This window comes from Thermostichus sp. MS-CIW-38 (assembly GCF_054058415.1).
The window spans coordinates 1-14846 of sequence record NZ_JBSSAH010000021.1 but is presented as its reverse complement, the minus strand read 5'-3'; the positions used below and the strand labels follow the sequence as shown (position 1 = coordinate 14846).

Below are 14846 nucleotides of genomic sequence, written 5' to 3'. Positions count from 1 at the left end.
CCTCATGAGTGGGCCTGATCCTTCCTTGGCAGAGGGATCCCATCGCAGCGATATCGCCCTTCGTTTACAGGGGATCACCAAGCGTTATCCTCTGGTGTTGGCCAACGACCACATCGATCTGGAGGTGCGTTGGGGAGACATTCTGGCGCTGATGGGGGAGAACGGGGCGGGCAAGTCTACCCTGATGAAGATCGTCTATGGGTTGGTCAGCCCGGACGAGGGATCCATTCAAGTGGATGGGCAACTGGCCAAAATTCACAGTCCCGCCGATGCCATTCGGTTGGGAATTGGGATGGTGCATCAACACTTTATGTTGGTGGATCCCTTGACGGTTACGGAAAACGTGGTTCTTGGGGCCGAACCCGGCCATCTTTTTCAGGTCGATTTCCGTCGGGCCAGGGCTGAGGTGGCTCAGTTGATTGCCGAGATGGGCTTCCATCTGGATCCCGACGCCAGAGTGGAGGATCTGCCGGTAGGCCTACAGCAGCGGGTGGAGATCTTGAAAATGCTCTACCGCAAGGCCCGCATCTTGATTTTGGATGAGCCGACGGCAGTGTTGACTCCGCAGGAGGCAGGCGAGCTGTTTGCGTTTTTGCGCCGCTTTGCCCGGCGGGGGGGAGCTGTCATTTTCATCAGCCACAAGCTGAAGGAGGTAATGCAACTGGCCGACCGCGTCACCGTCATTCGGGATGGCAAGGTGGTGGCGACGTTGCCCACTGCCCAAACCGATGCCCAGGAACTGGCGCGGCTGATGGTGGGGCGGGAAGTCAGTCTGACCGTTGAAAAAAAGGCCGCTACCCCTGGGGAGGTGTTGCTGGATGTGCGAGATCTGTGGGTGGATATACCGGGGCGGAAGCCGGCGGTGGCGGGGGCGAGCTTCCAGGTACCTGCCGGCGAGATTGTGGGCCTTGCCGGTGTGGAGGGAAACGGCCAAACGGAATTGGTGGAGGCGATCACCGGCTTGAGAAGCTACCGCGGCCAAATTCGCTATGGAGCCGGATCCCTGTCTGCTTCGGCCCGACAGGTGCGTTGCTGGGGTCTGAGTCATATCCCCGAAGATCGCAATGTGAGAGGTTTGGTGCTGGATTTCCCCACCCGCGACAACCTGATCCTGGGGGATCACCATCAAAAGCCGTATACCGGCTGGTTGGGATTTTTTCGGGAAGAGGCCATTGACCAACATGCCCGCCAGGTGGTGGAGAGCTTCGACGTTCGCCCCCGCAGCATTTCCCTGACGGCCCGCCGCTATTCTGGCGGCAATGCCCAGAAGATCGTTGTGGGGCGGGAGCTTTCCTGTGGATCCAAGGTGCTGGTGGCTGCCCAACCGACGCAGGGGGTGGATGTGGGGGCCATCGAGGCCATTCATCGGCGCATCCTGCAGGCGCGGGATCAGGGCATGGGGGTGCTGCTGGTGTCGGCGGATTTGAATGAGGTGATCAGCTTGTCGGATCGCATTTTGGTGATCCATGAGGGCCACCTGGTGGGAGAACTCACGCCTGAAGAGGCCACCGAAGAGCAGCTAGGGCTGCTGATGGGCGGGATCCAGCATTAGACGAGGCCGGGGGCAGCTTGAGAAGATCCTGCCGCCCGTTCTTGGGCTAGGGCTGCTCGCCGTTGTTCCAACTCTTGAGGAGAGATGCGCCCGTAGGTGACGCTCATCTCGGCCAGGCGCTGGATCATGTTCTGCCGCAGCATCTCTTCGCGGTAGCGCCAGGCCCAGTTGTTCTCGGTGGTGCCGGGGAAGTTCATGCGCGCCTCTGCCCCCAGCCCCATCACATCCTGCAGGGGAATGATGGCCAGGTCGGCTACGGAAGAAAGGGCCAAGCGGATCAGATCCCAATGGATGCCCCCGGATCCCTGGCAGCCCAAATAGCGCAGCAGGTTTTGTTTTTCCCACTCCGAGCGATCCGGGTCATTAAACCAACCCACCACCGTGTTGTTGTCGTGGGTGCCGGTGTAAACGACAAAGTTGCGCTCATAGGCATGGGGCAAATAGGGGTTATCGGGCCCAGAGCCGAAGGCAAAGAGCAACACCTTCATGCCGGGCAAGCCAAATTGATCCCGCAGTTGCAACACCTCCGGCGTAATGTCTCCCAGATCTTCGGCAATCACCGGGATTTCCCCCAACTTGTCGGCCAGGGTCTGAAAGAAATCTGCCCCCGGCCCTTTTTGCCACTCCCCTTCCACAGCCGTTTCTGCATCGCCTGGAATGGCCCAGTAGCTCTCGAAGCCGCGAAAGTGGTCGATGCGCACACAGTCCACCTGCTTGAGGATGGCCTGGATGCGCCGGATCCACCAGTCGTAGCCGCGAGCCTTGAGCACCTCCCAGTTGTAGAGGGGGTTGCCCCAGCGCTGCCCGGTGGGGCTGAAATAGTCGGGCGGCACACCGGCTACTTGTAAAGGCCGTCCCTGTTCATCCAGGTGAAACAGCTCCCGGTTGGCCCACACGTCGGCACTGTTGGGGGCAACATAGATGGGCACATCCCCAATGAGCCGCACTTGATGCCGATGAGCATACTCCCTTAGGGATCCCCACTGCTGGGCAAACAGATACTGCCAAAACATCTGCTCGGTAATGGCATCGGCATAGCGATCGCGAGCCTCTTGCAAAGCCGGCGGATCCCGTCGCACCAAGGCCGGATCCCATTGGTTCCACTCTTGCTCGCCGTACACATCCTTGAGGGCCATGAACAGGGCATAGTCCGGCAGCCAGTCGGCCTCGGCAGCGCAATAGGCTTGGAAAGCTTCCCAATCGGGGCCGGAAGCTTTTTCTTTGAAGGTAGCCCAGGCGCGGTGCAACAGGCCCAGCTTGAAGGGGATCACGGTTTCGTAGTCCACCCGCTCGGCGGATCCGGCTTGGATCGTTGGCCATTGGGGCAGGTCCTGCCAACTGTCGGGCTCTAGCCAGCCGGCTTTTACCAACAGCTCCGGGCTGATGAGCAGCGGGTTGCCGGCTATGGAGGAAAAGCTCATGTAGGGGGAGTTGCCCCAGCCGGTAGGTCCCAGAGGCAGCACCTGCCAGAGGCGCTGGCCGCTCTCCACCAGAAAATCCACAAACCGGTAAGCAGCCGGCCCCAGGTCGCCGATGCCAAATGGCCCCGGTAGCGAGGTGGGGTGCAAGAGGATCCCGCTGAGTCTGCCCATGCGCATGGCCAAGCCCTTTTGCTGAAGGTGGCTTCACCGCCTATGCTGTCACTTCCAGAGCCACGGTGGACAGCTCCAGACAAGACAAAATTAGAACAAAGTTAAAAAATGAGCAGGATCCAAGGCCAAGACGCGCTTTTCCCTCTGGCCAGGGGATCCCGTCAGGCCACCTCGGGGGCAGGGCAGGCTTGGGCATACCAGTCATAGAGGCCATCACCGGTGGTGAGCCAAGTCTGAGGGCGAGATTGGATGTGCTGCAAGGCTTTTTTCAGGGATCCCATCCGCAGAGGCTGCCCGACAATAAAGGGGTGCAGGCCGATGGCCATGATGCGAGGGGAGCGCTCCCCATCCTGCCAGAGTTGATCAAACTGGTCGATGAGGGCCTGGGCAAAGGCTTCTGCCGACAGGCGGGCGCTGAGACAGAGGCTGATGTCGTTGGCCTCCAGGGTGTAGGGGATCCCCAAGAGGGGGCCGGCGGCAGTTGGGAACCAGTAGGGTTGGTCGTCGTTTACCCAGTCGGTGGTGTAGCGGATCCCGGCAGCCTTGAGCAGGTCAAAGGTGTTCTCGCTAACGGAAAACCCCGGCGTCAGCCAGCCCCAAGGGCGGGATCCGGAAACCTTCTCCAAAAGGGACAAGCTGCGCTCGATGAGCTCTTGTTCGGCTTCGCGGGCCAGGCCGCTGTGGCCGGTGGAGTTGTTCCAGCCGTGGGCCAGCACCGACCAGCCGTATTGGCGGATCCCTTCGATGATGGGGGGGTAAAGATCCACCATTTCCGCATTCAAGGCCGCCGTCACCGGGATCCCCAGCTCGGCAAACAGCTCAAACAAGCGCCAAATGCCCACCCGATTGCCGTAGTCCCGCCAGCCATAGTTGGCGATCTCAGGGGAGCTGGTGAGATGGGGTTGAATGGCCGTGCCCAGCTTGCCAAAGGTGAAGTGCTCGATGTTCATCACCACGTACACAGCCACCCGCGCCCGATGCGGTAGGCTCGGCAGATTTCGGCTGGGCAGAGCTGAGTAGGCAGGGGGCAGCATGTCCGCTCTCCAAAGCTTTGATGCTCACCAAGGGGGCAGGCTAGTCCTTTGATTTTCCTGAGGTCAAGGCCCGATGGCAAGCCTGCACTTCTGGAAGGGTGAATAGGCGACGAAAGGCGATCCCTGCTTCTCGGCAGCGATCTTCTGCCCCTTCCAGCCGATCCACCAAAGCGAGGATCCCTTCCGCCCGGTAGCCGGCTGCCCGCACCCGTTCGACAGCCTTCAAAGCAGAACTGCCGGTGGTCACCACATCTTCCAGGATCCACACCCGACTGCCTGCCGGCAACTCCGGCCCCTCGATCCAGGCTTGCGTACCGTGCCCCTTGGGCTCTTTGCGCACGATTAGGGCGGCTAGGTTGGCAGGCTCAGCCCTCAGGGAGGCCAAACTCACCGCCGTCACCAAGGGATCTGCCCCCAGCGTCATTCCGGCCACTGCCTCGGTTTCGGGCGGCAACAGTCGGTGCAGCAGGGATCCCACCCAATAAGCTCCTTGGGGGTGAAGGGTAACCGGTTTGCAGTTGATGTAGTAGGGGCTCTTCTGTCCAGAAGTGAGGGTAAAGGAGCCTTCTCGATAGGCCAGTTGGGCGAGGAGATACAACAGTTTCTCCCGCGCTTCCTCTGGGGAAAGGGTCAGGGGAGAGCAATCGAGAAGCAACACAGCAGGGATCCCCTTGGTTCAATGGCTGGCCAGAAAGAGCACTCAGGACATTTCATTATGCGGCAAATCTCCACCGAATCCAATCTCCCGTTTTTCGGCTTCACGGGAGGGATCCCTGTCCCACAAAAGATACGCCTGTGTTGGCTGGGGTCGATGTTGCTAAAAAAAGCTGTAGCCTGCTGGATACCTGAAAATCTGTTCAAACAACCACCTGGGGCATCATTTGCTCAACCAACAGAAGCAACGTGTTGGCAACAGAAGATGGCTCTTGAGCATTCAAAGTGGTGTGGGGAATCGCGCCATCTTGATTCCCCAAAATTAACAAAATGTCTTCTGGATCCCAGGCATTGGGTTGATCGACGTGGGTGATCCCAATCACGCAGGGGGCACTTGTCCTGGCTTTCATAAAAGATTGAATGGCTTGGGCGTTGCGAAATTGGCCCGGCAAGTGCGCAGGCACCAGAAGAACATAGCCGTGGGCGCGCTTAATTAAAATATCCCACATAAAGTTAAAGCGAGACTGGCCGGGAGTGCCGTAGAGATGCAGCCACATCTCTTCTTCCTCCTCTCCAATTCTCAAGCGGCCGAAGTCCATGCTTACCGTCGTGGTTTTCTTCAGCTCTGCCACCTCGTCCGTTGCTTTGCAATCGGTGTCTACTACCTCAATCTCGCTAATCGTGCGAATAAAGGTAGACTTTCCAGCTCCCACCGGCCCTGTTACAACAATTCGCAAGATATTTCCCATAAACTGGCCTCAGACTAAGCTCTAGCGACAAAGCTGAATAAAACTCGGGGGAGTGCACCGATGTGCCGCACGGGAGGTAAAGCTATCTCCAGGTTGCTTCTAAGATAATCTAAAAAAGATACCAACGCCAGCTCTGCTCCAGAGGGATCCCAGAAACTCAAGCACCTCAGCCCAAGAAGGTAGAGAAATTAAGCAAGTAGAGTAAGCAAGAGCCCACTCTAACTCAAACAACTCAAATTAAACTGTTGGCACCATTGGCAATTAACCGTTTGAATAAAGCCTCGCTCATGCCTGTTTCCTGTTGCACGGCGTTATAGGCCACCTCAAGGTAAGCTTGCTCAATAAAAGAGAGGTCAATCATGCAAACCTTGCTCAAGCTGGTGCGCAACTGTTCAGGCTTGCCTTCTTTCGCCAACTGCCGACTCACCTCCTGCACAACTGTGGCCATAGCAGGTACAACATGTTGGGGGCCGATGCCAACGCGCACATGAACTATGCCGATTTTCCAGCGGCGATCCGCATACTGGGGGCCCCAATTGTCCATGCCCGTAAACATTTCCTTGAACCATTCGGCAAAGGTTTGACCCAGCCGCTGCCGGTTGTGTTTGGCTATCACTGCCGCCATCTCGGCATCGCGATCCAGGTAGCTGTAAAAGGTATCCGCCATTTCTACAGCAATGCTGCTGCCCCAGTCGGCACTTTGCTGCAAAATCTTCCTGTCTTCATCTGTAAATTGGGTGCGAGAGATCAGAACTTGGAGCAGCTCCGAAGGTTTAATGGCCATAGTTTCCTCAACATCAGGACAAAATCAAAAACAAAATTAGATTCCGCGTCCGGTTTTCTTACTTCATCGCCTCTGCAATGCTTGCCGCGACTCGCTTAATTTCCAAAAAAAGCAAGCCCTGCTTGACTTCATGACTGGCAATTGTCAGCAAGACAGCATCGGGGCCACAACTGGCCAAAACCCCGTACCCTTTTTCTCCCTGTACAAAAACCCTCTCTATGGCTCCGCGCCCCAGCTCTTTTCCAATCCGTTCGCCCAAAGAAAGCATGGCAGCCGACATAGCAGAGGTTCTCTCTTCATCCATACCCACAGGCAGTGTGGAAGCTAAAGGTAGCCCGTCGGGGGTGACCACTGCTGCTCCCTGGACTTCCGGTGTGTTGGCAACATAGCTCTGGAGGATCGCCTGCAAAGAGGACAGATTAGCCATCCTACATCTCCCTGCTGATTCCCTATTTCTAATGTTTCTACCCGAAAACCGAAAACATGACTGCAAATATCCCTATGCTTTTATTTTTCGCGCATGCCCTTGAGGAGGGTGGCTAATCGACTGACCAGAGAAGGCTTGACGGGGCCGCCCTCATCCTGGAGACCAGGCACCCTTGCCCCCAGCCTCTCCCTCACCGGCTCGGGATTCACCTCCTCAGCAATCGACTTGGACAGCTCCCAGTGACCAGACCGAGCCAGAACCGTTGGCCCCTCACAAGGGCTGATCAACCCCAGCTTCGCCAGACGGGCGCAGGCATAGCGCACCTCCAGCAGGTCCGCCCCCAGTGCTTGAGCCAAAGCCGTCAGCTTGCGAGAAGGCGACACCTGCTCCAGGATCCCCCACTCCAGCGCAGAAAGTTTGAACAGAGGCAGTTCGGTGCTGGTACGCCAAAAGCAGCTATCGGGCTCTGGCAGGTCTTTTTCGGGCTGCTGGTCTAGCTTGAGCTGCTGCAGGGCTTCCAAGACGGCAGCGGTGGCGCTTTTGCTGAGGCCAGTCATTTCTCGGTAGGGCATGGGCACGTTGGGCAGGAAGCTGAACTGGCCGGATTCGAGGGCGAAGAGGCTGTAGAGGCCGGTTTGCAGTTGATGGCGGAACAGCTTGGCCAGGGCTGCTGGGGTAATCAACCCTTGCCGCTGCAAGCAACGCCCCAGAGGCTCTTCCGAGCCGCAAAAGGAAGCCAGCTTCTCGACCACCCGCTCGCTCACCAAGCCGGAATGGGCCAGCAAGCTCTCCAGGCGGTGTTCTTCCTGAGGTGGTAGGGCAGCAATGACCCGACCTTGGTAAAACCAGATCCTGTAGATACCTCTGGGCGCCCAGATACAGAGCTGTCCTGTTTTGCTGCCTCTCTCGATCAGCTGCAACAGATCGGGCAAGGAAAATTCTTGGAGGTCTCCAACTATAGCCATAAGAATTTTTTGAACCTCCACTTCGATGGAATGGGCGAAAAATCAATGCTTCAGTGATTTTTTAGACATCCCTATTCTTGTACGTGGACTCTCGGTCAACAACCGTGTATCTACGACCGTGTTTTTTGTAGCTCGATACTCTGCCCGCTAGCAATTACACTGACCGTCCGGGAAAATCTATCATGGAGTACAATCAGAATACGATCAGGCGGTACTCTCAATCCTCTCACAGAAGGCTTCTGGTTCGCTTTGTTTCGGCCTTGGCCTAGATCATGTTGCTTTGTAAAGTAAAACCCCTATTTTTGCTTTCTCTTTGAACAGAAGTTAGATAAAAGTTAGCAGGATCTCCCAACTTCTTTACAAAGCCAGAGGATTGTTCTCCCTCTGTCGGTTTGCCTCACTTTTCGCGCATGCCCTTGAGGAGGGTGGCTAATCGACTGACCAGAGAAGGCTTGACGGGGCCGCCCTCATCCTGGAGACCAGGCACCCTTGCCCCCAGCCTCTCCCTCACCGGCTCGGGATTCACCTCCTCAGCAATCGACTTGGACAGCTCCAAGCGACTGGCCGCTGGCCCCTCACAAGGACTGATCAACCCCAGCTTGGCCAGACGGGCACAGGCATAGCGCACCTCCAGCAGGTCCGCCCCCAGTGCTTGAGCCAAAGCTGTCAGCTTGCGAGAAGGCGACACCTGCTCCAGGATCCCCCACTCCAGCGCAGAAAGTTTGAACAGAGGCAGTTCGGTGCTGGTACGCCAAAAGCAACTATCGGGTTCGGGCAGGTCTTTTTCGGGGCGCTGCTCCAGCTTGAGCTGCTGCAGGGCTTCCAGGACGGCAGCGGTGGCGCTTTTGCTGAGGCCAGTCATTTCTCGGTAGGGCATGGGCACGTTGGGCAGGAAGCTGAACTGGCCGGATTCGAGGGCGAAGAGGCTGTAGAGGCCGGTTTGCAGTTGATGGCGGAAGAGCTTGGCCAGGGCTGCTGGGGTAATCAACCCTTGCCGCTGCAAGCAACGCCCCAGAGGCTCTTCCGAGCCGCAAAAGGAAGCCAGCTTCTCGACCACCCGCTCGCTCACCAAGCCGGAATGGGCCAGCAAGCTCTCCAGGCGGTGTTCTTCCTGAGGTGGTAGGGCAGCAATGACCCGACCTTATTGGGGATATGTAATCTCCATCACGGTTGACACTGATTTGTAAAGTTTGTACTGTGAAGGCAACCAAAATTAGATAAGTTCTGGTTATGGGCAGTACGCAGGTAAAGATCAGCGGCTCAGAATCCGGGGAAAAGTTAACCCTGGTAGGACTTGAACAGATGGATGGAGTGGGACGGGTAATCGCTGCCTTTTTCTTTTCTATTATTGGCTTAGGCTTAGTGCAGACGATAATTTTTACTGATTTGCAAGGGAGTTATTCTGCGTTCATTGATCAAGGTGATTTGGCTGAACGACTGGTTACCCCACTCATGGTTATTTTGATCAGTTTGGGTTTCATGCTTTTGCTAATCAGTTTTTCCATCCAGCAATGGTTGGAAAATTATATTAGTGAAAAATTAGGAATCACAGGCTTCGCTAGATTGGCACTTAGAATATGGCTGCTCGACAAGGTTCCAGGATTCGGTGGTGGATTGCTCATACTCCTTTCCTGGACGTTAAGTAAGTTTATTCTTGGCCCGTTGGGAGCTATTCTTCTGAAATCACCAACGGGCTTTTTTTTATATGTAGTAGGGTATTTTTTGATGTTTTTCCTCCCCGCCAGTCTTTTACTTTTTGTCTTCTTTAGCTTGATTGTTTGTTCCTACATAGCGACCTATACCTATGAGTTTGACAAAAGGGTAGGGGAATTAACCTTTTGTTTTCAAGCCTGGTTTCCTGGTCTGGTGAAAATCCAAAAAGACCCCCATCGGGATCATTTCAATTTTGTGCCAGTTTGGAACTACCGCTTGGAGGTTTATGAATGGCCGCTGAGTGCGATTCGTTCGGTTCATGCCTATGGGAATCAGCCTACGTTGGCATTAGAAATAGGCGGTGAGACGGTGTATCTGCCGCTGGTCAAACGTCCTCATCGCCGTGCTTGTGCGGAAACGCTGGCGCAACTGGGGGAATGGTTGGGGGTACCCCAAGGGCAGGATATAGATAGGCGTACGGCCAAGGAAAAGGTGCAGGTGCCTGGGGATGAGGTGCAGGGGATTCGCCGCCGAATGTTGCCCCCACAGGGTGAGGGGAAGGAGGACAATGTTCTGGCACTGGCGGTGGCTTCTGCCCTGACCATGGGCAATCGCTATGAAAGACGGCTAATCAACCAGACCGATGATCCCGCACTGCTCTTCAAAGCTGGGATTGCCAATCTCGCCACAGGGCGACAGAATAAAGCCATACGGCAGTTTGAACAGGCCAAAACCTTGAGTGAAAAGAAAATTAATTTGACCCTACAGAATCTCACGCAACGCTGTCTGAGATACGCTAGACGGCGGCGTTAAGAATAAGGGCATCTCTATACAGTCACCAAACTGTTTGTTTGAAGCTTATTAATGCTCAGCCGTGGAAACAAGCTTCTTTGTATCCTTTTTTATAAACAGGCTGTAACTGAGTGCGAAAGCCTTGAGTTAAATTGGCTCAATTCTACACTGAGGCTGCAAAAAGTTAAATCTAGTTAACATTGTCAGGCACACTCGATCGAAATGGACGAAGCTCCCCTTAAGATTTGGCAAAGATGTGTAGGGGATTCAGTGAAACTTCTGAAATAGCAATGAACTGTGACAGAAGATTTGCAGGTTTTGATGATTCTTAGCGCGGGTTGTAAGGGGATCCACTGAATACAAGAGTTCGCCTCAAAAGGAGTGAATTGAGGATTACACTGAGGGAACTCAAGGCCATGAGACCCCCAGCGATTGCCGGGCTAAGCCCAATGCCAAAGGGGGGTAGGAGCACGCCTGCTGCCACTGGGATCCCCACCAGGTTGTAGCCGACAGCCCAGAGGAGGTTCTGCTGGATCTTGCGGAAGGTGGCGCGGCTGAGGCGGATGGCTTGCACCACATCCCAGAGGCGGTTGCGCATGAGGATGATATCGGCGGTCTCAAGGGCGGCATCGGTAGCGGAATGCAGGGCGATGCCCACATCGGCTTGGGCCAAAGCCGGAGCGTCGTTGATGCCATCGCCCACCATGGCCACCCTCTGACCCTGGGCCTGCAGATCTCGGATGACTTGAGCTTTGTCTGCCGGGTGAACCTCGGCGATAACGCGGAGACCTGGCACTTGCAGAGCCTCAGCCACCTGGTGGGCCACCTCCGCCCGATCGCCGGTTAGCAAAACCACCTGCAGGCCCATTTTCCGGAGCTGTTGCAGCGTTGCCTGCGCATCGGGCCGCAAGGGATCCTGGGCTGCCAGCAGCCCCACCAGGGATCCCTCTACAGCCACGCCCACCACCGTTTTGCCGGCTGCCAGTAGCGCCTCGGCCTGGGCCTGGGTCTCCTGGGACAGCGGGATCCCCAAAGCAGCCAGCCCATCCAGGGATCCCAATACCACTTCCTGCCCTTCCACTTGGGCGGCGACTCCTATCCCCGGCTGGGTTTGAAACTCGCCGGCGGAGAGCAACGGCAAACCCTGGGTGCGGGCGGCTTGCAAAATGGCTTGCGCCAGCGGATGGCGAGTGCCGCTTTCCACTGTGGCCGCCAGTTGGAGTAGGCGATTGGGATCCAGGGAGGGGTCAAGGCTGAGACAGTCCGTCAGGTGGGGATCCCCTTGGGTGAGGGTGCCGGTTTTGTCGAAGACCACCGTTTGCAAGCGATGGGCTTTCTCCAGAACATCTCCCCCTCGGATGAGCAAGCCCCGCTCGGCTCCCAGCCCGGTACCCACCAGGATGGCCATCGGCGTAGCCAATCCCAAAGCACAGGGGCAGGCCACCACCAAAACGGCAATGGCCATCTTGAGGCTGCTGAGCAGGGGTGTGGGGTGAGGGGGATGGTCACCCAGATGCAGATGGGCGTGCAGGCTGAACCCCGCCAGGACGAAGTGCTCCGCACCGCCGCTCCCCCAAAGCGGGATCCCAATCCAGTACCAGAACCCAAAGGTGAGAATGGCCAGCGTGACCACCCCATAGGTGAAGTAGCCCGCCACCTGGTCGGCTATCCGTTGGATGGGGGCCTTGCGAGCTTGGGCCTCTTCCACCAGGCGAATGATCTGGGCCAAGGTGGTGTCTTTCCCGGTGCGCGTCGCCCGGCACAGCAGCAACCCCGATTGGTTCAGCGTTCCCGCCACCACGGGATCCCCCACTTGTTTCAGCACCGGCAAGGGTTCCCCTGTCAGCATCCCCTCGTTGACCGTGGCCTGGCCGGCAATGACTTCTCCATCCACCGGGATCTGTTCGCCGGCCCGCACTTGGAGCCAATCCCCCACTCGCACCTGTTCGACAGGGCACCATTCTCCGGTTTGGGATCCCAGATCCAGGTTCCCCTCTGGGCTGGAAGCCAGAGATCCCGCCTTCTCTGCAGGCTGAACCCGCCGAGCCAAACTGGGACACAAGCTCACCAGCGATTGCAGGCTGCTGGCCGCCCGCAGGCGGCTGTGCTGTTCCAAGGCCCGTCCCAACAGGATGAAGCTGAGCATCATGACGGGCTCGTCGAAAAAGCACTCCCAGCCCACCTGAGGGGCCAGCAACCCCACCAGACTGGCTAGGTAAGCGGATCCGGATCCCAAGGTAACCAAGGTGTTCATGTTGGGGGCCAGCCGCCGTGCCCCTCTCCAACCATCCAGGACAATGCCGCGAGCTGGGCCGACAAAAGTCAAGGTCGCCAAGCCCCAGTGCAGCCAGACATCATTAAGGAGGGGCAAGCCCAGACGGGCGAAGAGATCCAAGTGTCCGGCGGCAGAAATCAGCAGCAAAAAAGCGGCGGTGAGCGCTTGGCGAATGTGGTGTCGGGTCTGCTGTCGCTGCCGAGAGAGGGGATCCGCAGGCACATCCAAGGCTTCTTCCCACCCACCGGGAGGGGAAGAGGGATCTTGAGAGTGCTCCGCACCGCTGACGCGAACGGAACTCCCGCCGGAGAGGGCCTCACCCTCTGAACTGTAGCGGCTGGGAAACCCTGCCTCTGTCAAAATCTGGGCCAGGTGCTGCGGGTCGGGCCGGATCCCAGGGGCAAACTCCACAAGGGCCGACTCGGTAACCAGGTTAACGCTGGCCTTGACCACCCCCGGCTGTCTCAGCAGGGCCTGCTCAACGGTGCGAACGCAGCCGGCACAACTCATGCCCCCCACCTGGAGAATCAGGGATCCCTCCTGAGAAGGCGCTGTGGGCCCATTCTGGTCAGCCGGATCCCTTGGCCTGTCTGCTTTGTGGGTCAAAGTGCTCCGCACTGCTGACGCGAATGCATCTGGGATGGCCATCTTTGTTCTCCCGTGGTTAACAGCCCCCTCGCCCTACTGGCCAGTTATGTAGCGGTAGGACAGGGCTCTACATCCCATTTTTTGCCAAACTCAATCGTAGGACTGGGATCCCGGCGACAAAGTGCTCCCCACCGCTAACGCAAACGGCAAGGGAACAGAAAGCAACAACTAGGCAGCGCGGGCAGGCGGGGACATAAAGCTGGGGGGAATGGACTCGGGAACATACCTTTGCAAAATATCCTCGATGGTCTGCATCGCTTCCGCATCCAACGACCAGCCCCAAAGGCCGGATATTGCCTCCAGATGATAGGGCTTGCGTGCCCCCCACAGTGCCACACTCACCCCTGGTTGATCCAGCAGCCAGCGCACCGCCAACTGAGCCAAGGTCTTGCCATAGCGATCCTGAGCAAACCGGCTCAATGCCTCTGCCGCCTTTAGGTACTGGGAGTAGCGCGGTTCAACAAACTTGGGATCGATCCCGGCGCGCATGTCCCCTGGGGGGAAGGTGGTTTGCGGCGTCATCCGTCCGCTCAGCAGACCTCGGCAGAGGGGGCTGTACACCAAGGTGTGAATGCCGTGCTGATACATTTACGCTGAACACTGCTGAACATCACTGTTCAACTATGCAGCGATAGCATTCTGTTTGTTTCCAACCAGAATGGCGGTATCCCGCAAAGCTTTGAGTAGAATACCCAAAGCGCAGTTTCCGTGTCGTCTTACTACCAATTTTCTGCTTTGCTTTGGCTACCATGTTGGCAGACTCGAAAGTAAACAGAAAGATCAACTGGTAGTAATCCGTACTGAACATATTATACATTATTTTCAGTATAGTTGAGCTTATTATTGACTAGAGTCATGCTCTCGACAGTAGGGCAAGACCTCTGCTTCAATCTGCCGCTCGAACAGGTTGTAGGGGGGCTGGGCGGTGTGCAGAGGAGCCACCTGGCGAAACCGATCCATCTGTTCTGGGGAAAAGTTGCTGACCCCAATGGCGCGGATCTTGCCTTCCTGCAGCAGGCGCTGGAAAAAGGCGGCTGTTTCCTCCAGGGGCTCTAGGGGATCTGGCCAGTGTACCTGGTAGATGTCAATGACCTCCGTCTGCAGGCGGCGGAGGGAGTTTTCCAAATCCTGAGCTAGCCAACTGAGGCTGCAGTTGCGCACCACCTTGCCGTTGACCCACTGCAGGCCGGCCTTGGTGGCAATGACTAGGCGATCCCGGCAGCCGGCATCCCGGATGGCCCGTCCCAAAAGCACTTCCGAAAGGCCGCGGCCGTAGGCCGGAGCGGTGTCAAAGAGGGTGATGCCTAGGTCAATGGCCTTGCGGAGAGTGGCGTAGGCCTCCTCAGGATCTGCTGGCCCCCACCAATCCCCCGTCATGCTCCAGGTGCCCAGCCCCACGCGGCTTAGTTTTAGCCCCGTCTCGGCAAGATCGATGAACTCCATGGCAACTTCTGCGAGGCGGTCTCCTCCCGCATGCTAGCAACCGTCAGCAGGTGGGCAGTCCCCCTTGCGCCAACGACCTCCCTCTTTTAGCTGCCTTGGGAAACAGCAACCAGGCTTTTTCCTCTGCTTGTTGGGGAGAGAGGCTCAGTAGAGTAGTGATTCCAGCTAGATCACTCACTGGTAGAGCATGACTCTAGTCAATGATACGCTGGACTATACTGAAAATAATGTACAGTATGTTCAGTATGGCTGCTTGGTATGGCTAGGTATGTAAAACC

Annotated in this window: 13 protein-coding genes and 1 pseudogene; 2 read left to right on the top strand and 12 right to left on the bottom strand. The window is 57.0% G+C overall.

Annotated elements, in window-relative coordinates; all coding sequences use genetic code 11:
• Positions 1 to 4: 4 nt before the first annotated feature.
• Entirely contained in the window at positions 5 to 1552 is a 1548-nt protein-coding gene (locus ACVWXZ_RS08595) for an ABC transporter ATP-binding protein (protein WP_457482399.1), read from the top strand.
• Here the strand turns inward: ACVWXZ_RS08595 and malQ are convergent.
• The 8 genes from malQ to ACVWXZ_RS08555 all read right to left on the bottom strand — a co-directional run bounded on the left by malQ (position 1549) and on the right by ACVWXZ_RS08555 (position 8889).
• On the bottom strand, positions 1549 to 3150 hold the full coding sequence (malQ, locus tag ACVWXZ_RS08590; RefSeq protein ID WP_414341584.1) for a 4-alpha-glucanotransferase: 1602 nt from the start codon (positions 3148 to 3150) through the stop codon (positions 1549 to 1551). The genes ACVWXZ_RS08595 and malQ overlap by 4 nt on opposite strands.
• Positions 3151 to 3305: 155 nt before the next feature.
• Entirely contained in the window at positions 3306 to 4178 is an 873-nt protein-coding gene (locus ACVWXZ_RS08585) for a polysaccharide deacetylase family protein (protein ID WP_457403469.1), read from the bottom strand.
• A gap of 40 nt (positions 4179 to 4218) precedes the next feature.
• Positions 4219 to 4836: an orotate phosphoribosyltransferase gene (pyrE, locus tag ACVWXZ_RS08580; RefSeq protein WP_414408097.1), complete on the bottom strand. Its 618-nt coding sequence runs from the start codon at positions 4834 to 4836 to the stop codon at positions 4219 to 4221.
• A 199-nt stretch (positions 4837 to 5035) separates the two neighbouring features.
• Entirely contained in the window at positions 5036 to 5581 is a 546-nt protein-coding gene (locus ACVWXZ_RS08575) for a GTP-binding protein (RefSeq protein WP_414356695.1), read from the bottom strand.
• 232 nt (positions 5582 to 5813) lie between these two features.
• Positions 5814 to 6365: a protoglobin domain-containing protein gene (locus tag ACVWXZ_RS08570; protein WP_457482398.1), complete on the bottom strand. Its 552-nt coding sequence runs from the start codon at positions 6363 to 6365 to the stop codon at positions 5814 to 5816.
• A gap of 58 nt (positions 6366 to 6423) precedes the next feature.
• Positions 6424 to 6792 carry a roadblock/LC7 domain-containing protein gene (locus ACVWXZ_RS08565; RefSeq protein WP_457482397.1) on the bottom strand — a complete coding sequence of 123 codons (369 nt, stop codon included), beginning with the start codon at positions 6790 to 6792 and terminating at the stop codon, positions 6424 to 6426.
• Positions 6793 to 6872: 80 nt separating this feature from the next.
• The gene (locus tag ACVWXZ_RS08560) at positions 6873 to 7757 is read right to left on the bottom strand and encodes a DUF4388 domain-containing protein (protein ID WP_457482396.1); all 885 of its coding nucleotides are present in this window, start codon (positions 7755 to 7757) and stop codon (positions 6873 to 6875) included.
• 397 nt (positions 7758 to 8154) lie between these two features.
• Positions 8155 to 8889, bottom strand: coding sequence for a DUF4388 domain-containing protein (locus tag ACVWXZ_RS08555; RefSeq protein ID WP_457482405.1), 735 nt, complete (start codon positions 8887 to 8889; stop codon positions 8155 to 8157).
• A 98-nt stretch (positions 8890 to 8987) separates the two neighbouring features.
• Here ACVWXZ_RS08555 and ACVWXZ_RS08550 point away from each other — a divergent pair, with 98 nt between their 5' ends.
• On the top strand, positions 8988 to 10223 hold the full coding sequence (locus ACVWXZ_RS08550; protein ID WP_457482395.1) for a hypothetical protein: 1236 nt from the start codon (positions 8988 to 8990) through the stop codon (positions 10221 to 10223).
• A gap of 307 nt (positions 10224 to 10530) precedes the next feature.
• Here the strand turns inward: ACVWXZ_RS08550 and ACVWXZ_RS08545 are convergent, their stop codons facing one another.
• From ACVWXZ_RS08545 to ACVWXZ_RS08530, 4 genes and pseudogenes are all read right to left on the bottom strand, one after another.
• Complete coding sequence (locus tag ACVWXZ_RS08545) at positions 10531 to 13125, bottom strand: heavy metal translocating P-type ATPase (RefSeq protein WP_457482394.1); 2595 nt, start codon at positions 13123 to 13125, stop codon at positions 10531 to 10533.
• 168 nt (positions 13126 to 13293) lie between these two features.
• Complete coding sequence (locus ACVWXZ_RS08540) at positions 13294 to 13713, bottom strand: aldo/keto reductase (protein WP_414331959.1); 420 nt, start codon at positions 13711 to 13713, stop codon at positions 13294 to 13296.
• Positions 13714 to 13746: 33 nt separating this feature from the next.
• A pseudogene (locus ACVWXZ_RS08535) lies at positions 13747 to 13930 on the bottom strand (hypothetical protein); the annotation flags it as partial.
• Between the two features lie 35 nt (positions 13931 to 13965).
• Positions 13966 to 14568: an aldo/keto reductase gene (locus tag ACVWXZ_RS08530; protein ID WP_457403462.1), complete on the bottom strand. Its 603-nt coding sequence runs from the start codon at positions 14566 to 14568 to the stop codon at positions 13966 to 13968.
• Between the last annotated feature and the right edge of the window lie 278 nt (positions 14569 to 14846).